15 protein-coding genes are annotated in these 17302 nt (G+C 69.9%); 12 read left to right on the forward strand and 3 right to left on the reverse strand.

Annotation, left to right across the window (positions count from 1 at the left end):
- Positions 1 to 194: 194 nt before the first annotated feature.
- From EV668_RS12625 to EV668_RS12640, 4 genes are read left to right on the forward strand one after another with little or no spacing between them, the layout of a single operon-like run.
- A complete protein-coding gene (locus EV668_RS12625; RefSeq protein ID WP_245513142.1) occupies positions 195 to 1058 on the forward strand; it encodes a branched-chain amino acid ABC transporter permease in 864 nt (287 codons plus the stop codon).
- Position 1059: 1 nt separating this feature from the next.
- Positions 1060 to 2025, forward strand: a complete 966-nt coding sequence (locus EV668_RS12630) for a branched-chain amino acid ABC transporter permease (RefSeq protein ID WP_133770536.1) — start codon at positions 1060 to 1062, stop codon at positions 2023 to 2025.
- Positions 2018 to 2770 (forward strand): ABC transporter ATP-binding protein, encoded by a 753-nt coding sequence (locus EV668_RS12635; RefSeq protein ID WP_133770538.1) that lies wholly within the window; start codon positions 2018 to 2020, stop codon positions 2768 to 2770. Before EV668_RS12630 ends, EV668_RS12635 begins: the two co-directional genes overlap by 8 nt.
- On the forward strand, positions 2767 to 3501 hold the full coding sequence (locus tag EV668_RS12640) for an ABC transporter ATP-binding protein (RefSeq protein WP_133770540.1): 735 nt from the start codon (positions 2767 to 2769) through the stop codon (positions 3499 to 3501). Before EV668_RS12635 ends, EV668_RS12640 begins: the two co-directional genes overlap by 4 nt.
- A 23-nt stretch (positions 3502 to 3524) precedes the next feature.
- On the opposite strand, the gene paaI is transcribed toward EV668_RS12640, so the two are convergent.
- On the reverse strand, positions 3525 to 3977 hold the full coding sequence (gene paaI, locus EV668_RS12645) for a hydroxyphenylacetyl-CoA thioesterase PaaI (RefSeq protein WP_133770542.1): 453 nt from the start codon (positions 3975 to 3977) through the stop codon (positions 3525 to 3527).
- Complete coding sequence (paaG, locus tag EV668_RS12650; RefSeq protein WP_133770544.1) at positions 3974 to 4750, reverse strand: 2-(1,2-epoxy-1,2-dihydrophenyl)acetyl-CoA isomerase PaaG; 777 nt, start codon at positions 4748 to 4750, stop codon at positions 3974 to 3976. Before paaG ends, paaI begins: the two co-directional genes overlap by 4 nt.
- A gap of 275 nt (positions 4751 to 5025) precedes the next feature.
- Between paaG and EV668_RS12655 the strand changes: the two genes are divergently transcribed.
- The 5 genes from EV668_RS12655 (at position 5026) to EV668_RS12675 (ending at position 12605) form a co-directional block, all read left to right on the forward strand.
- A complete protein-coding gene (locus tag EV668_RS12655) occupies positions 5026 to 6027 on the forward strand; it encodes an HlyD family secretion protein (protein ID WP_133770546.1) in 1002 nt (333 codons plus the stop codon).
- A gap of 5 nt (positions 6028 to 6032) precedes the next feature.
- On the forward strand, positions 6033 to 8771 hold the full coding sequence (rbbA, locus tag EV668_RS12660) for a ribosome-associated ATPase/putative transporter RbbA (RefSeq protein ID WP_208111532.1): 2739 nt from the start codon (positions 6033 to 6035) through the stop codon (positions 8769 to 8771).
- Position 8772: 1 nt separating this feature from the next.
- Complete coding sequence (locus EV668_RS12665; protein ID WP_133770550.1) at positions 8773 to 9906, forward strand: ABC transporter permease; 1134 nt, start codon at positions 8773 to 8775, stop codon at positions 9904 to 9906.
- A 120-nt stretch (positions 9907 to 10026) separates the two neighbouring features.
- Positions 10027 to 11427, forward strand: a complete 1401-nt coding sequence (locus tag EV668_RS12670; protein WP_133770552.1) for a bifunctional enoyl-CoA hydratase/phosphate acetyltransferase — start codon at positions 10027 to 10029, stop codon at positions 11425 to 11427.
- Positions 11424 to 12605 (forward strand): acetate/propionate family kinase, encoded by a 1182-nt coding sequence (locus EV668_RS12675; RefSeq protein WP_133770554.1) that lies wholly within the window; start codon positions 11424 to 11426, stop codon positions 12603 to 12605. The genes EV668_RS12670 and EV668_RS12675 overlap by 4 nt, the downstream gene beginning before the upstream one ends.
- Before the next feature lie 22 nt (positions 12606 to 12627).
- Here the strand turns inward: EV668_RS12675 and EV668_RS24795 are convergent, their stop codons facing one another.
- Positions 12628 to 12798: a hypothetical protein gene (locus EV668_RS24795; RefSeq protein ID WP_166652445.1), complete on the reverse strand. Its 171-nt coding sequence runs from the start codon at positions 12796 to 12798 to the stop codon at positions 12628 to 12630.
- Between the two features lie 257 nt (positions 12799 to 13055).
- Between EV668_RS24795 and ybgF the strand changes: the two genes are divergently transcribed.
- From ybgF to ftsH, 3 genes are all read left to right on the forward strand, one after another.
- Complete coding sequence (gene ybgF, locus EV668_RS12680; RefSeq protein ID WP_133770556.1) at positions 13056 to 14000, forward strand: tol-pal system protein YbgF; 945 nt, start codon at positions 13056 to 13058, stop codon at positions 13998 to 14000.
- 189 nt (positions 14001 to 14189) lie between these two features.
- A complete protein-coding gene (gene tilS, locus EV668_RS12685; RefSeq protein ID WP_166652446.1) occupies positions 14190 to 15227 on the forward strand; it encodes a tRNA lysidine(34) synthetase TilS in 1038 nt (345 codons plus the stop codon).
- A 102-nt stretch (positions 15228 to 15329) separates the two neighbouring features.
- Positions 15330 to 17249, forward strand: a complete 1920-nt coding sequence (gene ftsH, locus EV668_RS12690; protein ID WP_133770560.1) for an ATP-dependent zinc metalloprotease FtsH — start codon at positions 15330 to 15332, stop codon at positions 17247 to 17249.
- Positions 17250 to 17302 lie beyond the last annotated feature (53 nt).

The raw sequence follows: 17302 nt of genomic DNA on the forward strand, positions 1-17302 counted from the left end.
GAGACCCGGCCGCCGACGCTCCCCTTCTCCCGACGCGGGGACGGGGAGCTGTCGACGCGCCGACGGATGAGAGAAGAGACCCGACCTTGACGATTGTGTCGAACCCCTCGCCCGACCCCGCCGCGCAGGTCTGCCTCGTTCCCCTAGGGGATGAGGCGCTGCGCGCTCCATCCTGACATCTGGCCCGATCCATCATGTCGATGCAGCTTCTCCTGTTCCAGGTCCTGAACGGCCTCGGCATCGGGATGATCTATTTTCTGCTCTCGGTCGGCCTCACGCTGATCTTCGGGCTGATGCGCTTCGTGAACTTCGCTCACGGCGCGTTCTACCTCGTGGCGGCCTATATCGCCTTCGCGCTGACCCGGTGGACGGGCAGCATCTGGCTGTCTCTCGTGATCGCGCCGCTGGCCGTGGCGGCCCTTGCCATGGTCGTCGAGCGGGTCCTGCTGCGGCACACCTATCGGATGCCGCACGAGGCGCAGATCCTCATCACCTTCGCGATCGCGCTGCTGATGCAGGAGATCGTCATCCTCATCTTCGGGCCCCTCGGCCAGAACGTCCCGGTGCCGAGCGCGCTCTCGGGCATCGTCTTCCTCGGGCCCTACGTCTATCCGGCATACCGCCTCTTCGTGGTCGGGGTGGCCGTCCTCGTCGCGATCGCGCTCTGGCTCGTGGTCGAGAAGACGAAGCTCGGCTCGGTCCTGCGGGCAGGCTCGGAGAGCGCCGAGATGGTCGGCCTTCTCGGCATCAATGTCGACCGCGTCTTCATGGCGACCTTCGCGCTCGGCGGCGCGCTCGCCGGCCTCGCGGGCGTCCTGTTCGCTCCGATCCGGGGCGTCGAACCCTTCATGAGCGTGGAAGCGCTCGGCATCGCCTTCGTCGTGATCGTCGTCGGCGGGCTCGGAACGCTCTCCGGAGCGCTCGTCGGCGGCCTGCTGATCGGCCTCGTCCAGTCGATCATGAGCACGCTCTGGCCGGAAGGTGCACAACTCATGATCTACGCCGCGATGGCGCTCGTCATCCTTGCCCGCCCCGCCGGGCTGCTGGGGCGGTTCTGACATGGCCTCCTCCACTCCCCAAGCCTGGCGCTTTCCCGACCTGACGACCGCGATCGTGGTCGTCATCCTGGCCGTCATGCCGTTCCTAGTGCCGACGACCCTCGCGAGCCAGGTCGCGATCTTCGCCACCGCCACCCTGTCGGTGACGCTGCTGCTCGGCTCCGTCGGCCTCCTGTCCTTCGGCCAGGGCCTCTATCTCGGCTTCGGAGCCTATCTGACCGGGCTCCTCCTGCGCGATGCGGGCCTCGGCCTCCTGCCGACCCTGGTCCTCGCCACGACGGCGGGGACCGTCCTCGCCGGTCTTCTCGGCATCCTGATGGTGCGGCGGCAGGGCGTCTATTTCGTCATGCTGACCCTCGCCTTCGCGCAGATGGGCTACTTCGCCATGCTGTCGCTGAAGGACATCACGGGCGGAGAGAACGGGCTGACGGATCTGCCGCGGACGATGAGCCTCGCGGGTCTGCCGATCGGCTCGCCGCTCTCCTTCTACCTACTCACGGCAGGGGCCTTCCTCCTCGCCTTCCTGGCCGTCCAGCGGCTCAACGCCTCGCCTTTCGGCAGCGTCCTCACGGCCATCCGGGAGAACGAGGGCCGTTCGGAAGCGATGGGCTACGACGTCAAGCGCTACAAGATCGCGGCCGTCGCGATCGCCGGCGGCATCGCCGGCCTCGCCGGCGGTCTGCATGCGGCCTTCCTCGGCTTCGTGCCGCCGAACGACATCGAACTCGAGATCAGCCAGCGCATCCTCGTGATGGCGATCATCGGCGGCGTCGGTTCTCCGGCCGGCGCCCTCGTCGGCTCTGTCTTCTACACCCTCGTCTCCGAGGCTCTCTCCGAGCTCTGGGCGCGCTGGATGGCGCTGATCGCACTCCTCCTGATCGCGATCGTGCTCTATCTGCCGGGCGGCCTGTGGAGCATCGGCAGACGTCTTGCGGAGCGTTTCGGCGGGAGGTCGGCCGATGCCTGATCCCATTCTCAAGGTCGACGAGATCGGCGTCCGCTTCGGCGATTTCCAGGCGCTCACCGCGATGTCCATCGCGGTCAAGCCGAACACGATCCACGCCCTGATCGGTCCGAACGGCGCCGGCAAGACGACGTTCTTCAACGCCGTCACCGGTGTCAGGCCGCCGAATTCCGGCAAGATCGCCTTCGACGGCCACGTCGTGACGAAGGCCTCGGCCCACCGGCGCGTCCATTACGGCATGGCGCGGTCGTTCCAGGTGACGAACATCTATCCGAACCTGACGGTGGCGGAGAATCTGCGCCTCGCGGTCCAGGCCCGTCATCACAGCGAGGGCTGGGTCTTCTGGCGCTCGCCGGCTGCGCGCGGCGACATCGCGGCCGAGGTCGAGGAGATCATGGGCAGGGTCGGCATCCTCGACCGGGCCGGAACGCGCTCGGGCGATCTCTCGCACGGCGCCCAGCGCTCGCTCGAGATCGGGATGGCGCTCGGGGCGCAGCCGAAGATGATCTGCCTCGACGAGCCTCTGGCGGGAATGGGCATCGACGACGTCCACCGCACCAAGGAGCTGATCGTCAGCCTGAAGGAGCGGATGGCCGTCCTCCTCATCGAGCACAACATGTCGGTCGTGCTGTCGATCTCGGACTTCATCACCGTGATGGCGCAGGGCAAGAAGATCGCCGAGGACACGCCCGAGCGCGTGCGGAACGACCCGGCCGTGCGCCAGGCCTATCTCGGGAGCCAGGCATGAGCGCCGCGTCCGACAACGCCGCCCGCCCCGTCCTTCTCGAGGCGCGGGGCCTCAATGGCTGGTATGGCAAGAGCCACATCCTGCAGGGCGTCGACATCACCATCCGCGACGGCGAGCTCGTCGCGCTGCTCGGCCGCAACGGTGCCGGCAAGACCACCACCATGCGTGCGCTCACCGGCCTGCTGCCGCGGGTCGAGGGGCGGCTCGCCTTTGCCGGCGAGGACGTCCTCGGTCTGCCGACCCACGAGATCGCCAAGCGCGGTCTGTCGCTCGTCCCGGAGCATCGCGGCATCTTCGGCACGCTGACGGTCGAGGAGAACCTCGCCCTCGCCGCGCGGAGCGGCGCCCGCTGGAGCATCCAGAACGTCTACGAGATGTTCCCCGCCCTCGCGGGCCGTCGGCGGACGCCGGGCGGCAAGCTCTCCGGCGGCGAGCAGCAGATGCTCTCGATCGGCCGTGCCCTCGTGACGGGGCCGAAGGTGCTGCTTCTCGACGAGCCGACCGAGGGCCTCGCCCCCGTCATCGTCGACCGGCTCGTCGACTTGATCCGCGATCTCAAGGCCTCGGGCCTCTCGATGCTGCTCGTCGAGCAGAACCTCGACGTCTGCATGGCCGTGGCCGACCGGCTGCTCATCATCGACGGCGGCACGATCGTCTGGGAGGGCAGCGGTGCGGAACTGGCGGCTGCCGAGGAGGTCCGCGGCCGCCATCTCACGCTCGAACACGCCTGAGGCGCGGTCCGCGCCTCGGCGGGTCAGACCCAGCGGCCCCCGACGGTGCGCGAATGGCCGCGGAACTCGGCGATGGTCTCCTCGCCGACCGAGACGTTGATGTCGTAGATCCCCGAGCGGCCTTCCTGGAAGACCTCGTGGGCCGTCGCCACGAGACGCTCTCCGAGGCGTCCGGGCTTGAGGAAGCTGACCTGGCAATGCTGGGCGACCGTCTTCTCGCCGCGCGAGTTGCAGGCGAAGGCGAAGGCGGAATCGGCCAGCAGGAAGATGAACCCGCCATGTGCGAGGCCGTGGCCGTTCGTCATGGCCTCGGTGATCGTCATGGCCATGGTCGCATAGCCGGGACCGACATCGAGGAGCTGCATGCCGAGCCCCGCGCTCGCCTTGTCGCCGGCCCACATCGCATCGGCCGAGGCGCGCGCGATCTCGTCGGCATCCGGCCCGTCCGCATCGTGATCCGGGAGGTCTTCGCTCATGACGGGCGTCCTGTGAAGCGGGCCGGACGCTTCTCCATGAAGGCCTGTACGCCTTCGCGGAAATCCGGCAGCGCGCCGGCGACCTTCTGAAGGTCGCGCTCGAGATCGAGCTGCGCATCGAGGGTGTTCGCGGCGGAGCCGTCGAAGGCGCGCTTGATCAGCGCCAGCGCCGCCGTCGGCTGGGTCGCGAGATGGGCGGCCAGCGCCTCGGCTTCGACCGGGAGGGCGGCATCGTCGACCGCCTTCCAGATCATGCCCCAGTCGGCCGCCTTGTCGGCGCCGACGGCCTCGCCCGTCAGGGCGAGGGCCCTCGCCCGCGCCTCGCCGACGAGCCGCGGCAGGAACCAGGTCCCGCCCGAATCCGGGACGAGGGCGATCTTGGCGAAGGCCTGGATGAACTTCGCGGAGCGTGCCGCCAGCACGATGTCGCAGGCGAGTGCGATATTGGCCCCGGCCCCGGCCGCGACGCCGTTGACGGCGGCGATCACGGGCTTCGGCATCGCGCGGATGCGCCGGACGAGGGGGTTGTAGAAGCGCTCGAGGGTCTGGTCGAGCTCGGTATCCGTCCCGACGGCCTCGAGGTCCTGGCCGGCGCAGAAGCCGCGGCCCGCTCCCGTCAGGACGATGGCGCGGCAATCCTCTTCGGAACCGAGGCGGTCCAGGGCCTCGGCGAGGGCGCGGTGCATGTCCGGGTTGAAGGCGTTCAGCCGGTCGGGACGGTTGAGCGTGACGATGCTCCAGCCCCCTCTGTTCTCGACCAGGATCGGGTCCACGGGCGTCTCCGTTTCCTCTGGGATCCGCGCCTCCTCGTGGAGCGGTGCGGTTCGGCGCCCTGCTTTAGAGCATGCCACGGCAAAGCGGTATCCGGCCGACCGATCGCCCGTGCCGGCGCGGGTCGTCCGATGAGGCGACCGGGTGTGGAAAAGAGGTCACATGATGCGACCGATCATCTCGCCGCCACGCGCAGGGCGCTGATCGACCGAGGGACTGTCGCATCCGGGAACGAAACTGGCATAAGAAGTCCGCTATCAGACGGGACCGCCTTTCCATGCGATTGATCCGAGTGAGCCTTGTCGCCGTCGCGCTTTGCGCCGTGGTGTCGCCGCCGGCCGTGGCACAGTCGCGCGTGAAGGCGCTGATCGACCGGCTGCGCGGCGATGCGATGCCGCAAGGGGTGGTCAAAACGAACGGCCGCATCGAGGCGACCCAGATCGACGTCTCCTCGAAATATCCGGGCCGCCTCGCGGAGGTGACGGTCAAGGAAGGCGACGAGGTCACGGCCGGTCAGGTCGTCGCCCGGATCGCCTCTCCGGAATACGAGGCCCAGCTGCGGGCCGCCCAGGCGCAGGTCCTGCGGGCGCGGCAGGCGCTGGCGGAGGCCGAAGCCCTCATCGCCCAGCGCAAGAGCGACCAGACCCTGGCGCGCACCGACGCCGAACGCGGCGCCCAGCTCGTCGAGAAGGGCTATCTGAGCAAGCAGGTCTACGATCAGCGCGTGGCGAAGGCCGACGCCGCCGACGCGGCCTTGCGGGCCTCGGAGGCGCAGCGCGATCAGGCGCAGTTCGCCATCCGCGCGTCGGAGGCCGATGCCGAGCAGATCAAGGCGATCCTGGTCGATCTCGTCCTCGTCGCGCCCCGCAGCGGGCGGGTCCAGTACCAGCTCGCCCGCGCCGGCGAGGTGGTCGGAGCGGGCTCGCGCGTGCTCACGATCCTCGATCTGTCCGATGTCTACATGACGATCTACCTGCCCGCCGGCCAGGCGGGGCAGCTCGCGCTCGGCGACGAGGCGCGGATCATCCTCGATCCGGTTCCCCAATTCGTGATCCCCGCGAGCGTCAGCTTCGTCGCCGCCGACGCCCAGTTCACGCCGAAGACCGTCGAGACCGCCGAGGAGCGCGAGAAGCTCGTCTTCCGCATCAAGCTGCAGGTCGATCGCGACCTGCTCGCCAAATATCATCGCCATGTGAAGACCGGCGTGCGCGGGCTCGGCTTCGTGCGCACCGCACCCGACGTCGCGTGGCCGCCGACGCTGGCCGTCAAGCTTCCGTGACCGACATGGAGCCCGTTGCCCGGCTCGCGGCGGTGACGCACCGCTACGGCCGCAGCCTCGCTCTCGACGACCTGACCCTCGACATCCCCGCCGGCCGCATGATCGGCGTGATCGGGCCGGACGGGGTCGGGAAATCGACCTTGCTCGCGCTGGTTGCGGGGGTGCGGATCATCCAGACGGGCATCGTCCGGGTTCTCGGTGCCGACATGGCCGTCACGACCGAGCGCGAGGAGCAGCGCGGGCGCATCGCCTATATGCCCCAGGGGCTCGGGCGCAATCTCTACCCGACGCTGAGCGTCTTCGAGAATATCGATTTCCATGCCCGCCTGTTCGGGCAGGGCGCGGCCGAGCGCCGGCACCGCATCGACGAGCTGCTGCGGGCGACGGGCCTCGACGGCTTCGAGGCTCGGCCTGCGGCGAAGCTCTCGGGCGGCATGAAGCAGAAGCTGAGCCTCTGCTGCGCCCTGATCCACGACCCCGATCTGCTCGTGCTCGACGAGCCGACGACCGGCGTCGATCCCCTGTCTCGCGGCCAGTTCTGGGACCTGATCGACTCCATCCGCGCGCGCCGGCCGACCATGAGCGTCATCGTGGCGACGGCCTATATGGAGGAGGCGGCGCGGTTCGACTGGCTGGTCGCGATGGATGACGGCCGGGCCATCGCGACGGGCACGGCTGCCGAGCTCCGCGAGAAGACCGGCGAGGCCGATCTCGACGACGCCTTCGTCGCCCTGCTGCCGGAGGCGAAGCGGGCGGCCCACCGCAAGGTCGAGCTCAGGCCCCGAACGGAGAGCGCCGACGAGACGCCCGCCATCGAGGCGGAGGGGCTGACGCGGCGCTTCGGCGATTTCGTCGCGGTCGACCATGTCAGCTTCCGCATCGGCCGGGGCGAGATCTTCGGCTTCCTCGGCTCGAACGGCTGCGGCAAGTCGACGACGATGAAGATGCTGACCGGGCTCCTGCCGGCGAGCAGCGGCACGGCGAAGCTGTTCGGGCAGCCGATGGGCGGGGACGACATGGAGACCCGGCGCAACGTCGGCTACATGTCGCAATCCTTCTCGCTCTACAGCGAGCTGACGGTGCGGCAGAACCTCGATCTGCACGCCGCGCTCTATCACCTGCCCGCCGCCGAGATCCCGACGCGGATCGCCGAGCTGCTGACGCGGTTCGACCTCGCGGACGTCGCCGACGAGCGGCCCGAGAGCCTGCCGCTCGGCATCCGCCAGCGGCTGCAACTCGCCGTCGCGGTCCTGCACCGGCCGGCGATGCTGATCCTCGACGAGCCGACCTCGGGCGTCGACCCGGTCGCGCGCGACGCCTTCTGGCGCACGCTGATCGACCTCTCGCGCGACGATGGCGTCACCATCTTCCTGTCGACGCATTTCATGAACGAGGCGGAGCGCTGCGACCGCATCTCGTTCATGCATGCGGGCAAGGTGCTCGCGGTCGGCACGCCGCAGGAACTCGTGCGGCAACGCGGTTCGGCGACGCTGGAGGAGGCCTTCATCTCCTACCTCAAGGAGGCCGCGGGGATGGACGATGCCGCACCCGCGCCCGCGCCGGAGGGCGGCGCCGAGACGCTCGTCCCCTCGGAGCAGCCCCTCCCGTCGGCGCGCCGCTTCGATCCGCGCCGGCTCTGGGCCTGCACGCGCCGCGAGACGATGGAGCTGCTGCGCGACCCCATTCGCCTCGCCTTCGCCTTCCTCGGGCCTCTTCTCCTGATGCTGGCCTTCGGCTTCGGCATCTCCTTCGACGTCGAGAACCTGAAATTCGCGGCCTACGACCAGGACAACACGCCCGAGAGCCGCCAATTGGTCGAGGCCTTCTCCAGCTCCCGCTACTTCGACGAGCGGCCGCCGATCCGCTCCCCCGCCGAACTCGAAGAGCGCCTCAAGAGCGGCGAATTGCAGCTCGCCATCGAGATCCCGCCCTCCTTCGGCCATGACCTCATGGCCGGGCGCGTGCCCGAGCTGTCGGTCTCGCTCGACGGTGCCATGCCCTTCCGCGCCGAGACCACGCGCGGCTACGTCACGGGTCTCGCGACCCAGTATGCGCGCGACCTCTCCGCGTCGAGCGCCGCGTCGAGCCACGCGCCGACCGCCGCCGCGATCGAGACCCGCTTCCGCTACAATCAGGCCTTCAAGAGCGTGAACGCCATGGTTCCGAGCGTGATCATGCTGATGCTGATCCTGATCCCGGCCATCATGTCCGCGATCGGCGTGGTGCGGGAAAAGGAGACGGGCTCGATCGCCAATTTCCGCTCGACCCCGATCAGCCGCTTCGAATTCCTGTTCGGCAAGCAACTGCCCTACATCGCCATCGCCATGGCGAATTTCGTCATGCTCGCGCTGATCGCCCTGTTCGTCTTCGACGTGCCGATCAAGGGCCCGGCCTGGGTGCTGTTCGTGGCGACGCTCTTCTACGTCGCGGCGACGACCGGGTTCGGGCAGCTCGTCTCGAGCTTCACCCGCACGCAGGTCTCGGCGGTCTTCGCCACCGCGATCCTGTCGGTCGTCCCGGCCGTGAACTTCTCGGGCCTGATGGCGCCCGTCTCGTCCCTGTCCGGAGGGGCGCGGCTGATCGGCCTCAGCATGCCGCCCGCCTGGTACCAGCCGGTCAGCGTCGGCGTCTTCACCAAGGGGCTCGGCTTCCCGGAGCTTTGGCTCAACCTCGCCGCGCTGGCGGGGTTCTTCCTGCTCTTCCTCGTCGCCGCCCAATTCACCCTGCGCAAGCAGGAGGCCTGAGATGCGCGCGCTCGCCATCCATCTCAAGAACGTCGCCCGGCTGGCGGTCAAGGAACTGCGCAGCATCCGGGCCGACCGGATGATGATGATCCTGGTCGCCTACACGTTCACGGTCGCCGTCTATACGGTCGCGACCGGAGCCAAGCTCGAGGCGCGCGACCTGACGATCGGCATCGTCGACGAGGACGAATCCGATTTCGCGCGTCGGCTGACCGATGCCTTCGGCCCGCCGCTCTTCAAGACCGTGGACCGGATCTCGGCGCGCGAGATCGATTCCGCGATGGATTCCGGTCGCCTCGTCTTCGTTCTCGAGATCCCGCCGAAATTCGAGGCCGATCTCCTGGCGGGCCGGCAGACCGGCCTGCAGCTCAGCGTCGACGCGACCGCCATGACCCAGGCCGGCAACGGCTCGGTCTATATCCAGGAGATCATCGCCCGCGAGATCGCCAATCTGAAGGCCGGCCGGGAGACGACGACCGCGCTGCCGATCAACCTCGTCGTGCGCGCCCGCTTCAACCCCAATCTCGATTCGAGCTGGTTCAGCTCGGTCATGCAGATCCTGAACAACATCACGCTGCTCACGATCGTCCTGACCGGGGCTGCGCTGATCCGCGAGCGGGAGCAGGGCACGGTCGAGCACCTCCTCGTGATGCCCGTGACGCCGGTCGAGATCATGCTCGCCAAGATGATCGCCAATGCCGGGGTCATCCTCGTCGCCGCGATGGTCTCGCTCGTGGTCATCGTGGAATGGGCGCTCGGCGTGCCGGTCGCCGGCTCGCTGCTTCTCTTCGCGACGGGGGCTGCGATCTACGCCTTCTCGGTCGCGGCCCTCGGCATCCTGCTCGGCACGCTCGCGACGACGATGGGCCAGTTCGGCCTCCTCGCCATCCCGGTCTTCGTCGTCACCCAGCTCCTCTCGGGGGCGACGACGCCGATGGAGAGCATGCCCGTCTGGCTGCAATGGGGGATGCGGATCTTCAGCCCGACGCCGCATTTCGTCGCCTTCTCCCAGGGCGTGCTCTATCGCGGTGCCGGCCTCGGTGCCGTGTGGACGGACCTCGCCCAGGTCATCGCCATCGGCGCGGCCTATTTCGCCATCGCGCTCAGCCGGTTCCGGAAGGTGATCTTCTCGTGAGGGGCCGCGGCCGCGAGGGCTGCCTATGCGCGGCTGCGTGACCGCGCGGGATCGGAGCGGGCATGAGGGGGCCGGCGTCCCGCTCGCCCGGCTCCTGCGTGCTCCAGAGACAGAGGCCCGATGACGGATTTCCTGCGCAACCGCACCTTCGAGGATCTGAAGCCCGGCGACGCCGCCTCGATCGCCCGCACGGTCGGGCGGGACGACATCGACCTCTTCGCCGCCGTCTCGGGCGATGCGAACCCGGCCCATGTCGATGCGGCCTTCGCCGCGACCGACCTCTTCGGCCACATCGTCGCCCACGGGATGTGGACCGCGGCCCTCGTCTCGGCCGTCCTCGGCACGCGGCTGCCGGGACCCGGCACGATCTATCTCGGGCAGGATCTGCGCTTCCTGAAGCCGGTCGCTCCGGGCGACACGGTGACGGCGACCGTCACCGTCCGGGAGAAGCAGGCGAAGCGCCGGGTCGTGCTGGATACGGTCTGCACCAACGGGCGCGGCGAGGAGGTCCTGCGAGGGACCGCGACCGTCATCGCCCCGGAGCATCCGATCGAATGGCCGGCGACGCGGCTGCCGGACGTGACCCTCCGGCGGCACGACCGCTACGAGAGCTTCGTCAAGGGCGCGCGCGACTTGCCGACCGTGCGGGCCGCCATCGTCCATCCCTGCTCCGCCGCCGCGATGAAGGGGGCGATCGAGGCGATGGAGGAGGGGCTGCTGGACCCCATCCTGATCGGCCCGGAGCGGAAGATCCGTGCCGCGGCCGAGGCGGCGCAGGTCTCGATCGAGGGCATTCCGATCGAGCCGGTCGAGCACAGCCACGCCGCCGCCGCGCGGGCGGTGGAACTCGCCGTCGCCGGCAAGGTCTCCGTCCTCGTCAAGGGGAGCCTGCATACGGACGAACTGCTCGGCGCCGTGGTCGGTCCCGCTTCGGGCATCCGCACCGACAGGCGCATCAGCCATGTCTACGCGATGGACGTGCCGGCCTACCGCAAGCCCATCATCGTCACGGATGCGGCGATCAACATCCTGCCGACGCTCGATCAGAAGCGGGACATCTGCCAGAACGCGGTCGACCTCATGCGGCTCCTCGGCATCGAGGAGCCGCGCGTCGCGGTGCTGGCAGCGGTCGAGACGGTGAACCCGAAGATGCCGGCGACGCTCGATGCGGCCGCCCTCACGGTGATGGCCGCGCGCGGCCAGATCACCGGGGCGCGGGTCGACGGCCCGCTCGCCTTTGACAACGCCATCAGCCCGGATGCCGCCCGCACCAAGGGCATCGTCTCGCCGGTCGCCGGAGAGGCCGACATCCTGCTCGTGCCCGATCTCGAGGCCGGCAACATGCTGGCGAAGCAGCTGATCTACTTCGCGGGCGCGACGGCGGCGGGCCTCGTCCTCGGCGCGCGAGTCCCGATCGTCCTGACCAGCCGGGCCGATCCGCTCTCGGCCCGCATCGCCTCGGCGGCCCTCGCCAAGATCGTCGCGAACCGCTCGCCGCTGAAGGCGGGATCGGCGGCATGAGCGGCGATCTCCTCCTGACGTTCAATGCCGGCTCCTCGACGGTCAAGCTCGGCCTCTATCGCGCGCAATCCGGCCGGCCGGTCCGCGTTGCCCGCGGCATCGTCGATTTCCGGCAGGATCCGCTCACGCTGCGCGTGACCGAAGGCCCCGAGCCGTTCGAGACGACCATCCCCTCGAAGGCCGACGCCCTGACGGAGATCCTGGCGGATATCGCGGAGATCCTCGGCCGGCACGTCGATATCGGCCGGCTCGCCGTCGCGGGGCACCGCATCGTCCATGGCGGCGACCGCTTCGCCGGGCCCGTCCGGCTGGACGAGGAGGCGATCGGCGCGATCGAGGAACTCGTCCCGCTCGCGCCGTTGCACCAGCCGCAGGGGCTGAGGCTGATCCGTTCGGTCCGGGAGCTCTGGCCGCATCTCGTCCAGACGGCCTCCTTCGACACCGCCTTCCACCGCACGAACAGCGACACCGTCCGGCGCTTCGCGCTGCCGCGCGCCCTGCACGACGAGGGCATCAAGCGCTACGGCTTCCACGGCCTGTCCTACAAGTACATTGCCGGCGAACTCGCGCGCCGCGCCCCGCCTCTCGCCCGATCGCGGATCGTCGCCGCCCATCTCGGCAGCGGCGCGAGCCTCTGCGGGATGGCGGACGGCGAGAGCCGCGACACCAGCATGGGTTTCTCGACGCTCGACGGCGTGCCGATGGCGACGCGCTGCGGCGCGCTCGATCCGGGCGTCCTGCTCCATCTTCTCGGGGCCGGAGGACGCTCGCTCGCCGAGGTCGAGGACCTCCTCTATCACCGCTCGGGCCTCCTCGGCCTGTCGGGCATCAGCGCGGATAGCCGCCGATTGCTCGAGAGCGCCGAGCCGGCGGCGAAGGAGGCGATCGACCTCTTCACCTTGCGCATCGCGGGCGAGGTCGCGCGGCTCGCGGCGACGCTCGGCGGGCTCGACGCCCTCGTCTTCACGGCCGGGATCGGCGAGCATCAGCCCGCGATCCGTGCCGCGATCTGCGACCGCCTCGCCTGGCTCGGCCTCGATCTCGATCCGCAGGCCAATGCCGGCAACGCACAGACGATCACCCGGCCGGGCAGCCGGGTCGCGGCCGTCGTGATCCCGACGGACGAGGAGCAGGTGATCGCCGAAGAGGCCTGGACCGCCCTCGGCCACGAGGCCTGATCGCGAGACCTCGGCACCGGCCTCAGCGCGGGCGGTTCCAGTGGTTGGGGCTGCCGGGCATCGGCGGCCGGCGGAACGACTCGCGGAACCGCTCCGGATTCCGTGTCCGCTGGATGCGCCAGGCGACCGCGACGACGGCGACGAAGGCCGTCGCGACCATGCCGACAAAGACGACCATCTCCCAACCGGACATTGCGTGTTCCCCGGGCCGGTTCGCGCGCCGGTCTCGTTGCGCCGGTCTGCTTTGGCATCCGCGCGGCGTCTCGTCGACTCGCGCGGCGACGCCCTGTCATCCGTGCCGGATCGTGCTCCGGCGGGTATCGAATCGGGCGTTCCTCCATCAAGTTGACACGATGGTCGGCCACCGTCCGGTTGCATCGGCGGATGTCCGGCCGAGGTGGCCCGGCGGTTTCGGGCGGAAATGGGAACATGAACGGGTCGGGTTTTCGCATGCGCCTTCTTCCGGGGCGCCTCCGGGCGGGACGGGGGCTCGGGATTGTGGTCGGCCTCGTCCTGGCTCTCGCCGCGGCGAGCCCTGCGGTGGCGCAGGACGCGTCCGAGCTTCTCGTGCGGCTGAACCGCATCGAGGGCCAGATGCGCCAGCTCTCCGGGCAGGTCGAGCAGCTCGGCCACGAGAACCGTCAGCTCAAGGACCAGCTCAAGCGCTTCCAGGAGGATGTCGAGTTCCGCTTCCAGGAGCAGAAGGGAAGCGGCGGCCGCTCGGCCGCTCCGCCGACCCCGGCGCCGAGGCCCGAACGGCCGCAGCGGCGCAGCGACGCCTTCGATTCCGAGACGAGCCCGGCCGCGCCCGGTGCGCCCAAGGCGCTCGGCTCCACGCCGGCCGGCCGCGACGGCATCGCGGCGCTCATCGAGAGCGACCGGCCGCCGAGCGGCGCCGCGGCTCCGCGTCAGGTCGATCTCGGCCCGCAGGCGAAGGGCGTCGCGGGCCTCAATCCCGATTTCGCCAAGCGCTCCGGCGCTCCGGCCACGACCGGCAGCGCCGCGGCCTCCTCGCAGGGCGGGTTCGAGACGGCCTATGCCGCCTATACCCAGCGCCGCTACGCCGAGGCCGAATCCGGCTTCCGCGACGTCATCAAGGCCGGCCCGCGCGACCGTCGCGCGGGGGAGGCGACCTATTGGCTCGGCGAGACCTATCTGCGCCAGAACCGGACGCGCGAGGCGGCCGAGCAGTTCCTCAAGGTGACGCAGGAGCATGCGCGCTCGCCGCGGGCGGCCGACGCCATGCTCAAGCTCGGCGTCTCCCTCGCCTCGCTCGGCGCCAAGGATCAGGCCTGCGCGACCTTCGCGGAGCTCGGGCGCAAATATCCGTCCGCCTCGGCCGCGGTGAAACAGGGCACCGACCGGGAGCAGAAGAAGGCGCGCTGCGCGAGCTGAGGGCTTGTGCGGGGATGTCCTCCCTCCTCATCCCGCGATGCGGGCCGAAGGATGCCTAAGCCGGCAACAGACGACTTGGGTGCCGAACCTCGGAGGACGCACCACCGTCAGCCGTGCTTCGAGGGCCGCGTTCCGCGGCCACCTCAGCATGAGGAAGGCGGGACTTCCTCTTTCGGATCAGGCTCAGGGGTGACGGCGCCGCGAACACGTCGTCCTGCGGCCGCGGACATTCCCGATGCCGCCTTCGCCGCTGCCTTCGCCGCATGCGGCTGCGCCGATGCGGGCTCTGCCATCCTGCTCGCCGTCTCCGGCGGTCCGGATTCGATGGTGCTGCTGCAGGCCGCGGCCTCGTGGGCGCGCGAGCCGGGGCGGCCGCTTCTCCTCGTCGCGACAATCGATCACGGCCTCCGGCCGGAGGCGAGGCGCGAGGCCGAGGCCGTAGGCGCGCTCGCCGCCTCGCTCGGGCTCGGCCACGCGATCCTGACCTGGGACGAGCGTCCGGGGCGGGTCTCCCAGGAGGCCGCGCGGGACGCGCGCTATCGTCTCCTCCGCGACCATGCCCGCGCGATCGGCGCGCGCCGCCTCGCCACCGCCCATACCGCGGACGACCAGGCCGAGACGCTTCTCATGCGCATGGCATCGGGGTCGGGGCTCGCCGGGCTCGCGGGCATGGCGCCGGAGAGCGCGCGCGGAGACATCCTCCATCTCCGCCCCTTCCTCGGTTTCGCCAAGGCGGACCTCGTCGCGACCTGCCGGGCGCGGGGCTGGGCGTTCGTCGAGGACCCGTCCAACGCCGAGCCCCGCTTCGCGCGCGTGCGCTGGCGGCGCCTGATGCTGCCCCTCGCCGCCGAGGGGCTCGACGCGCGGCGGCTGGGCCGTCTCGCCGAGCGCCTGCGCCGGGCCGACCGGGCGCTCGAGGCGGCGGCGTCCGTCGCCGAGGCGCGTCTCGTCGCGAGCCGTCCCGAAGGCGGCCTCTCGATCGCCTTCGGGGACCTCCTCGCCGAGCCGGAGGAGATCGCGCTGCGCGTCCTCCTGCGGGCGCTTCAGCGTGGCCGCCCCGACGTGCCGATCCGGCTCGACCGGGCGGAGACGGCGCTCGCCGCCCTTGCCGCCGCCCATCGCGAGGGCCGGCGCGCGCGGCGCTCGCTGGCCGGCTCCGTCCTCACCCTGACGCGCGAGGGAATGCTCGTGCTCGACGCGGAGCCTTCGCGAAACAGAGGTCGCTAACCGCGATTGCCGCAGGGCCGCCTCTTTCCCTTGGCATCCTCGCCGCTGATCCTTAGATTACGAGACGTTCGCCGGCTCCCCGTCGAGCCCTCCAGGACCGCGATGAATCCGAACTTTCGCAATTTCGCCCTCTGGGTGATCATTTTTCTTCTGGTTCTGGCGCTCGTCACGCTGTTCCAAGGCGGCGCCAATCAGCGCGGCGGCGGCAGCGACATCGCCTATAGCCAGCTCCTGACGGATGCCGAGACGGGCCGTATCTCGACCGTGACGATCTCCGGCAACGAGATCTCCGGCACCTATACGGACGGGCGGACCTTCACGACCTATGCGCCGTTCGATCCGGGCCTGATCAACCGCCTGCAGCAGAAGGGCGTCCAGATCACCGCGCGCCCGGCCGGGGAATCGACGCCCTGGTTCATCGCGCTCCTCGTGAACTGGCTGCCGATCCTCGTCTTCATCGGGGCCTGGATCTTCCTGTCGCGCCAGATGCAGTCCGGCGCCGGCCGCGCCATGGGCTTCGGCAAGTCCAAGGCGAAGCTCCTCACCGAGGCGCATGGCCGCGTCACCTTCGAGGACGTCGCCGGCGTCGACGAGGCCAAGGACGACCTCCAGGAGATCGTCGAGTTCCTGCGCGACCCGCAGAAGTTCCAGCGGCTCGGCGGGCGCATCCCGCGCGGCTGCCTTCTCGTCGGCCCGCCCGGCACCGGTAAGACGCTCATCGCGCGCGCCGTCGCGGGCGAGGCGAACGTGCCCTTCTTCACGATCTCGGGCTCGGACTTCGTCGAGATGTTCGTCGGCGTCGGCGCGAGCCGCGTGCGTGACATGTTCGACCAGGCCAAGAAGAACGCGCCCTGCATCATCTTCATCGACGAGATCGACGCGGTCGGCCGCCATCGCGGCGCCGGCCTCGGCGGCGGCAACGACGAGCGCGAGCAGACCCTGAACCAGCTCCTCGTCGAGATGGACGGCTTCGAGGCCAACGAAGGCATCATCATCATCGCGGCGACGAACCGCCCCGACGTGCTCGACCCCGCGCTCCTGCGTCCGGGCCGCTTCGACCGTCAGATCGTCGTCCCGAACCCGGACGTCGTCGGCCGCGAGAAGATCCTGCGCGTCCACGTCCGCAAGGTGCCGCTGGCGCCGGATGTCGACCTGCGCACCCTTGCCCGCGGCACGCCCGGCTTCTCCGGCGCCGACCTCATGAACCTCGTCAACGAGGCGGCGCTGCTCGCGGCGCGGCGCGGCAAGCGCATCGTCACGATGACCGAGTTCGAGGACGCCAAGGACAAGGTGATGATGGGCGCCGAGCGCCGCACGCTCGTCATGTCCGACGACGAGAAGCGGCTGACCGCCTATCACGAGGCGGGCCACGCCGTCGTCGCCTTCAACGTCCCCGCGACCGACCCGGTGCACAAGGCGACCATCATCCCCCGCGGCCGCGCGCTCGGCATGGTCATGCAGCTCCCCGAGCGGGACAAGCTGTCCATGTCCTTCGAGCAGATGACCTCCCGTCTCGCCATCATGATGGGCGGCCGCGTCGCCGAGGAGATGATCTTCGGCCACGACAAGGTCACGTCGGGCGCTCAGTCGGACATCGATCAGGCGACCCGTCTCGCCCGGATGATGGTCACGCGCTGGGGCTTCTCGCCCGAGCTCGGCACCGTCGCCTATGGCGAGAACAACGACGAGGTCTTCCTCGGCATGCAGGTCAACCGGCAGCAGAACATCTCCGAGGCCACCGCGCAGAAGATCGATTCGGAGGTCCGCCGCCTCGTCGAGACCGGCCTCATCGAGGCGCGCCGCATTCTCGAGGAGAAGAACAACGACCTCGAGGTTCTGGCCCAGGGCCTCCTCGAATACGAGACGCTGAGCGGCGACGAGATCCGCGACCTGATCGACGGCAAGCCGCCGATCCGCGACGCGAGCGAGCCGCCGCCCCGGCGCGGCTCGGCCGTCCCGAGCACGGGGCGCCCGCGTCCCCGCAACGAGCCGCCGGGCCTCGAGCCGCAGCCGACGGCCTGACCCGACCATCGATCATCGAAGCCCGCTCCGGCGGGCTTCTTTTTTGAGCACGC

The organism is Enterovirga rhinocerotis (assembly GCF_004363955.1).
Classification (GTDB): Bacteria; Pseudomonadota; Alphaproteobacteria; order Rhizobiales; family Beijerinckiaceae; genus Enterovirga; species Enterovirga rhinocerotis.

Excerpts from the sequence above, each read along its gene's own strand:
- rbbA (WP_208111532.1), top strand. The coding sequence starts at position 6,033 with ATGGAGCCCGTTGCCCGGCTCGCGGCGGTGACGCACCGCTACGGCCGC.
- ybgF (WP_133770556.1), top strand. The coding sequence starts at position 13,056 with ATGCGCCTTCTTCCGGGGCGCCTCCGGGCGGGACGGGGGCTCGGGATT.
- EV668_RS12665 (WP_133770550.1), top strand. The coding sequence starts at position 8,773 with ATGCGCGCGCTCGCCATCCATCTCAAGAACGTCGCCCGGCTGGCGGTC.
- EV668_RS12630 (WP_133770536.1), top strand. The coding sequence starts at position 1,060 with ATGGCCTCCTCCACTCCCCAAGCCTGGCGCTTTCCCGACCTGACGACC.
- EV668_RS12675 (WP_133770554.1), top strand. The coding sequence starts at position 11,424 with ATGAGCGGCGATCTCCTCCTGACGTTCAATGCCGGCTCCTCGACGGTC.
- EV668_RS12670 (WP_133770552.1), top strand. The coding sequence starts at position 10,027 with ATGACGGATTTCCTGCGCAACCGCACCTTCGAGGATCTGAAGCCCGGC.
- EV668_RS12655 (WP_133770546.1), top strand. The coding sequence starts at position 5,026 with ATGCGATTGATCCGAGTGAGCCTTGTCGCCGTCGCGCTTTGCGCCGTG.
- EV668_RS12635 (WP_133770538.1), top strand. The coding sequence starts at position 2,018 with ATGCCTGATCCCATTCTCAAGGTCGACGAGATCGGCGTCCGCTTCGGC.
- ftsH (WP_133770560.1), top strand. The coding sequence starts at position 15,330 with ATGAATCCGAACTTTCGCAATTTCGCCCTCTGGGTGATCATTTTTCTT.
- paaI (WP_133770542.1), bottom strand. The coding sequence starts at position 3,977 with ATGAGCGAAGACCTCCCGGATCACGATGCGGACGGGCCGGATGCCGAC.
- EV668_RS12640 (WP_133770540.1), top strand. The coding sequence starts at position 2,767 with ATGAGCGCCGCGTCCGACAACGCCGCCCGCCCCGTCCTTCTCGAGGCG.
- EV668_RS24795 (WP_166652445.1), bottom strand. The coding sequence starts at position 12,798 with ATGTCCGGTTGGGAGATGGTCGTCTTTGTCGGCATGGTCGCGACGGCC.
- EV668_RS12625 (WP_245513142.1), top strand. The coding sequence starts at position 195 with ATGTCGATGCAGCTTCTCCTGTTCCAGGTCCTGAACGGCCTCGGCATC.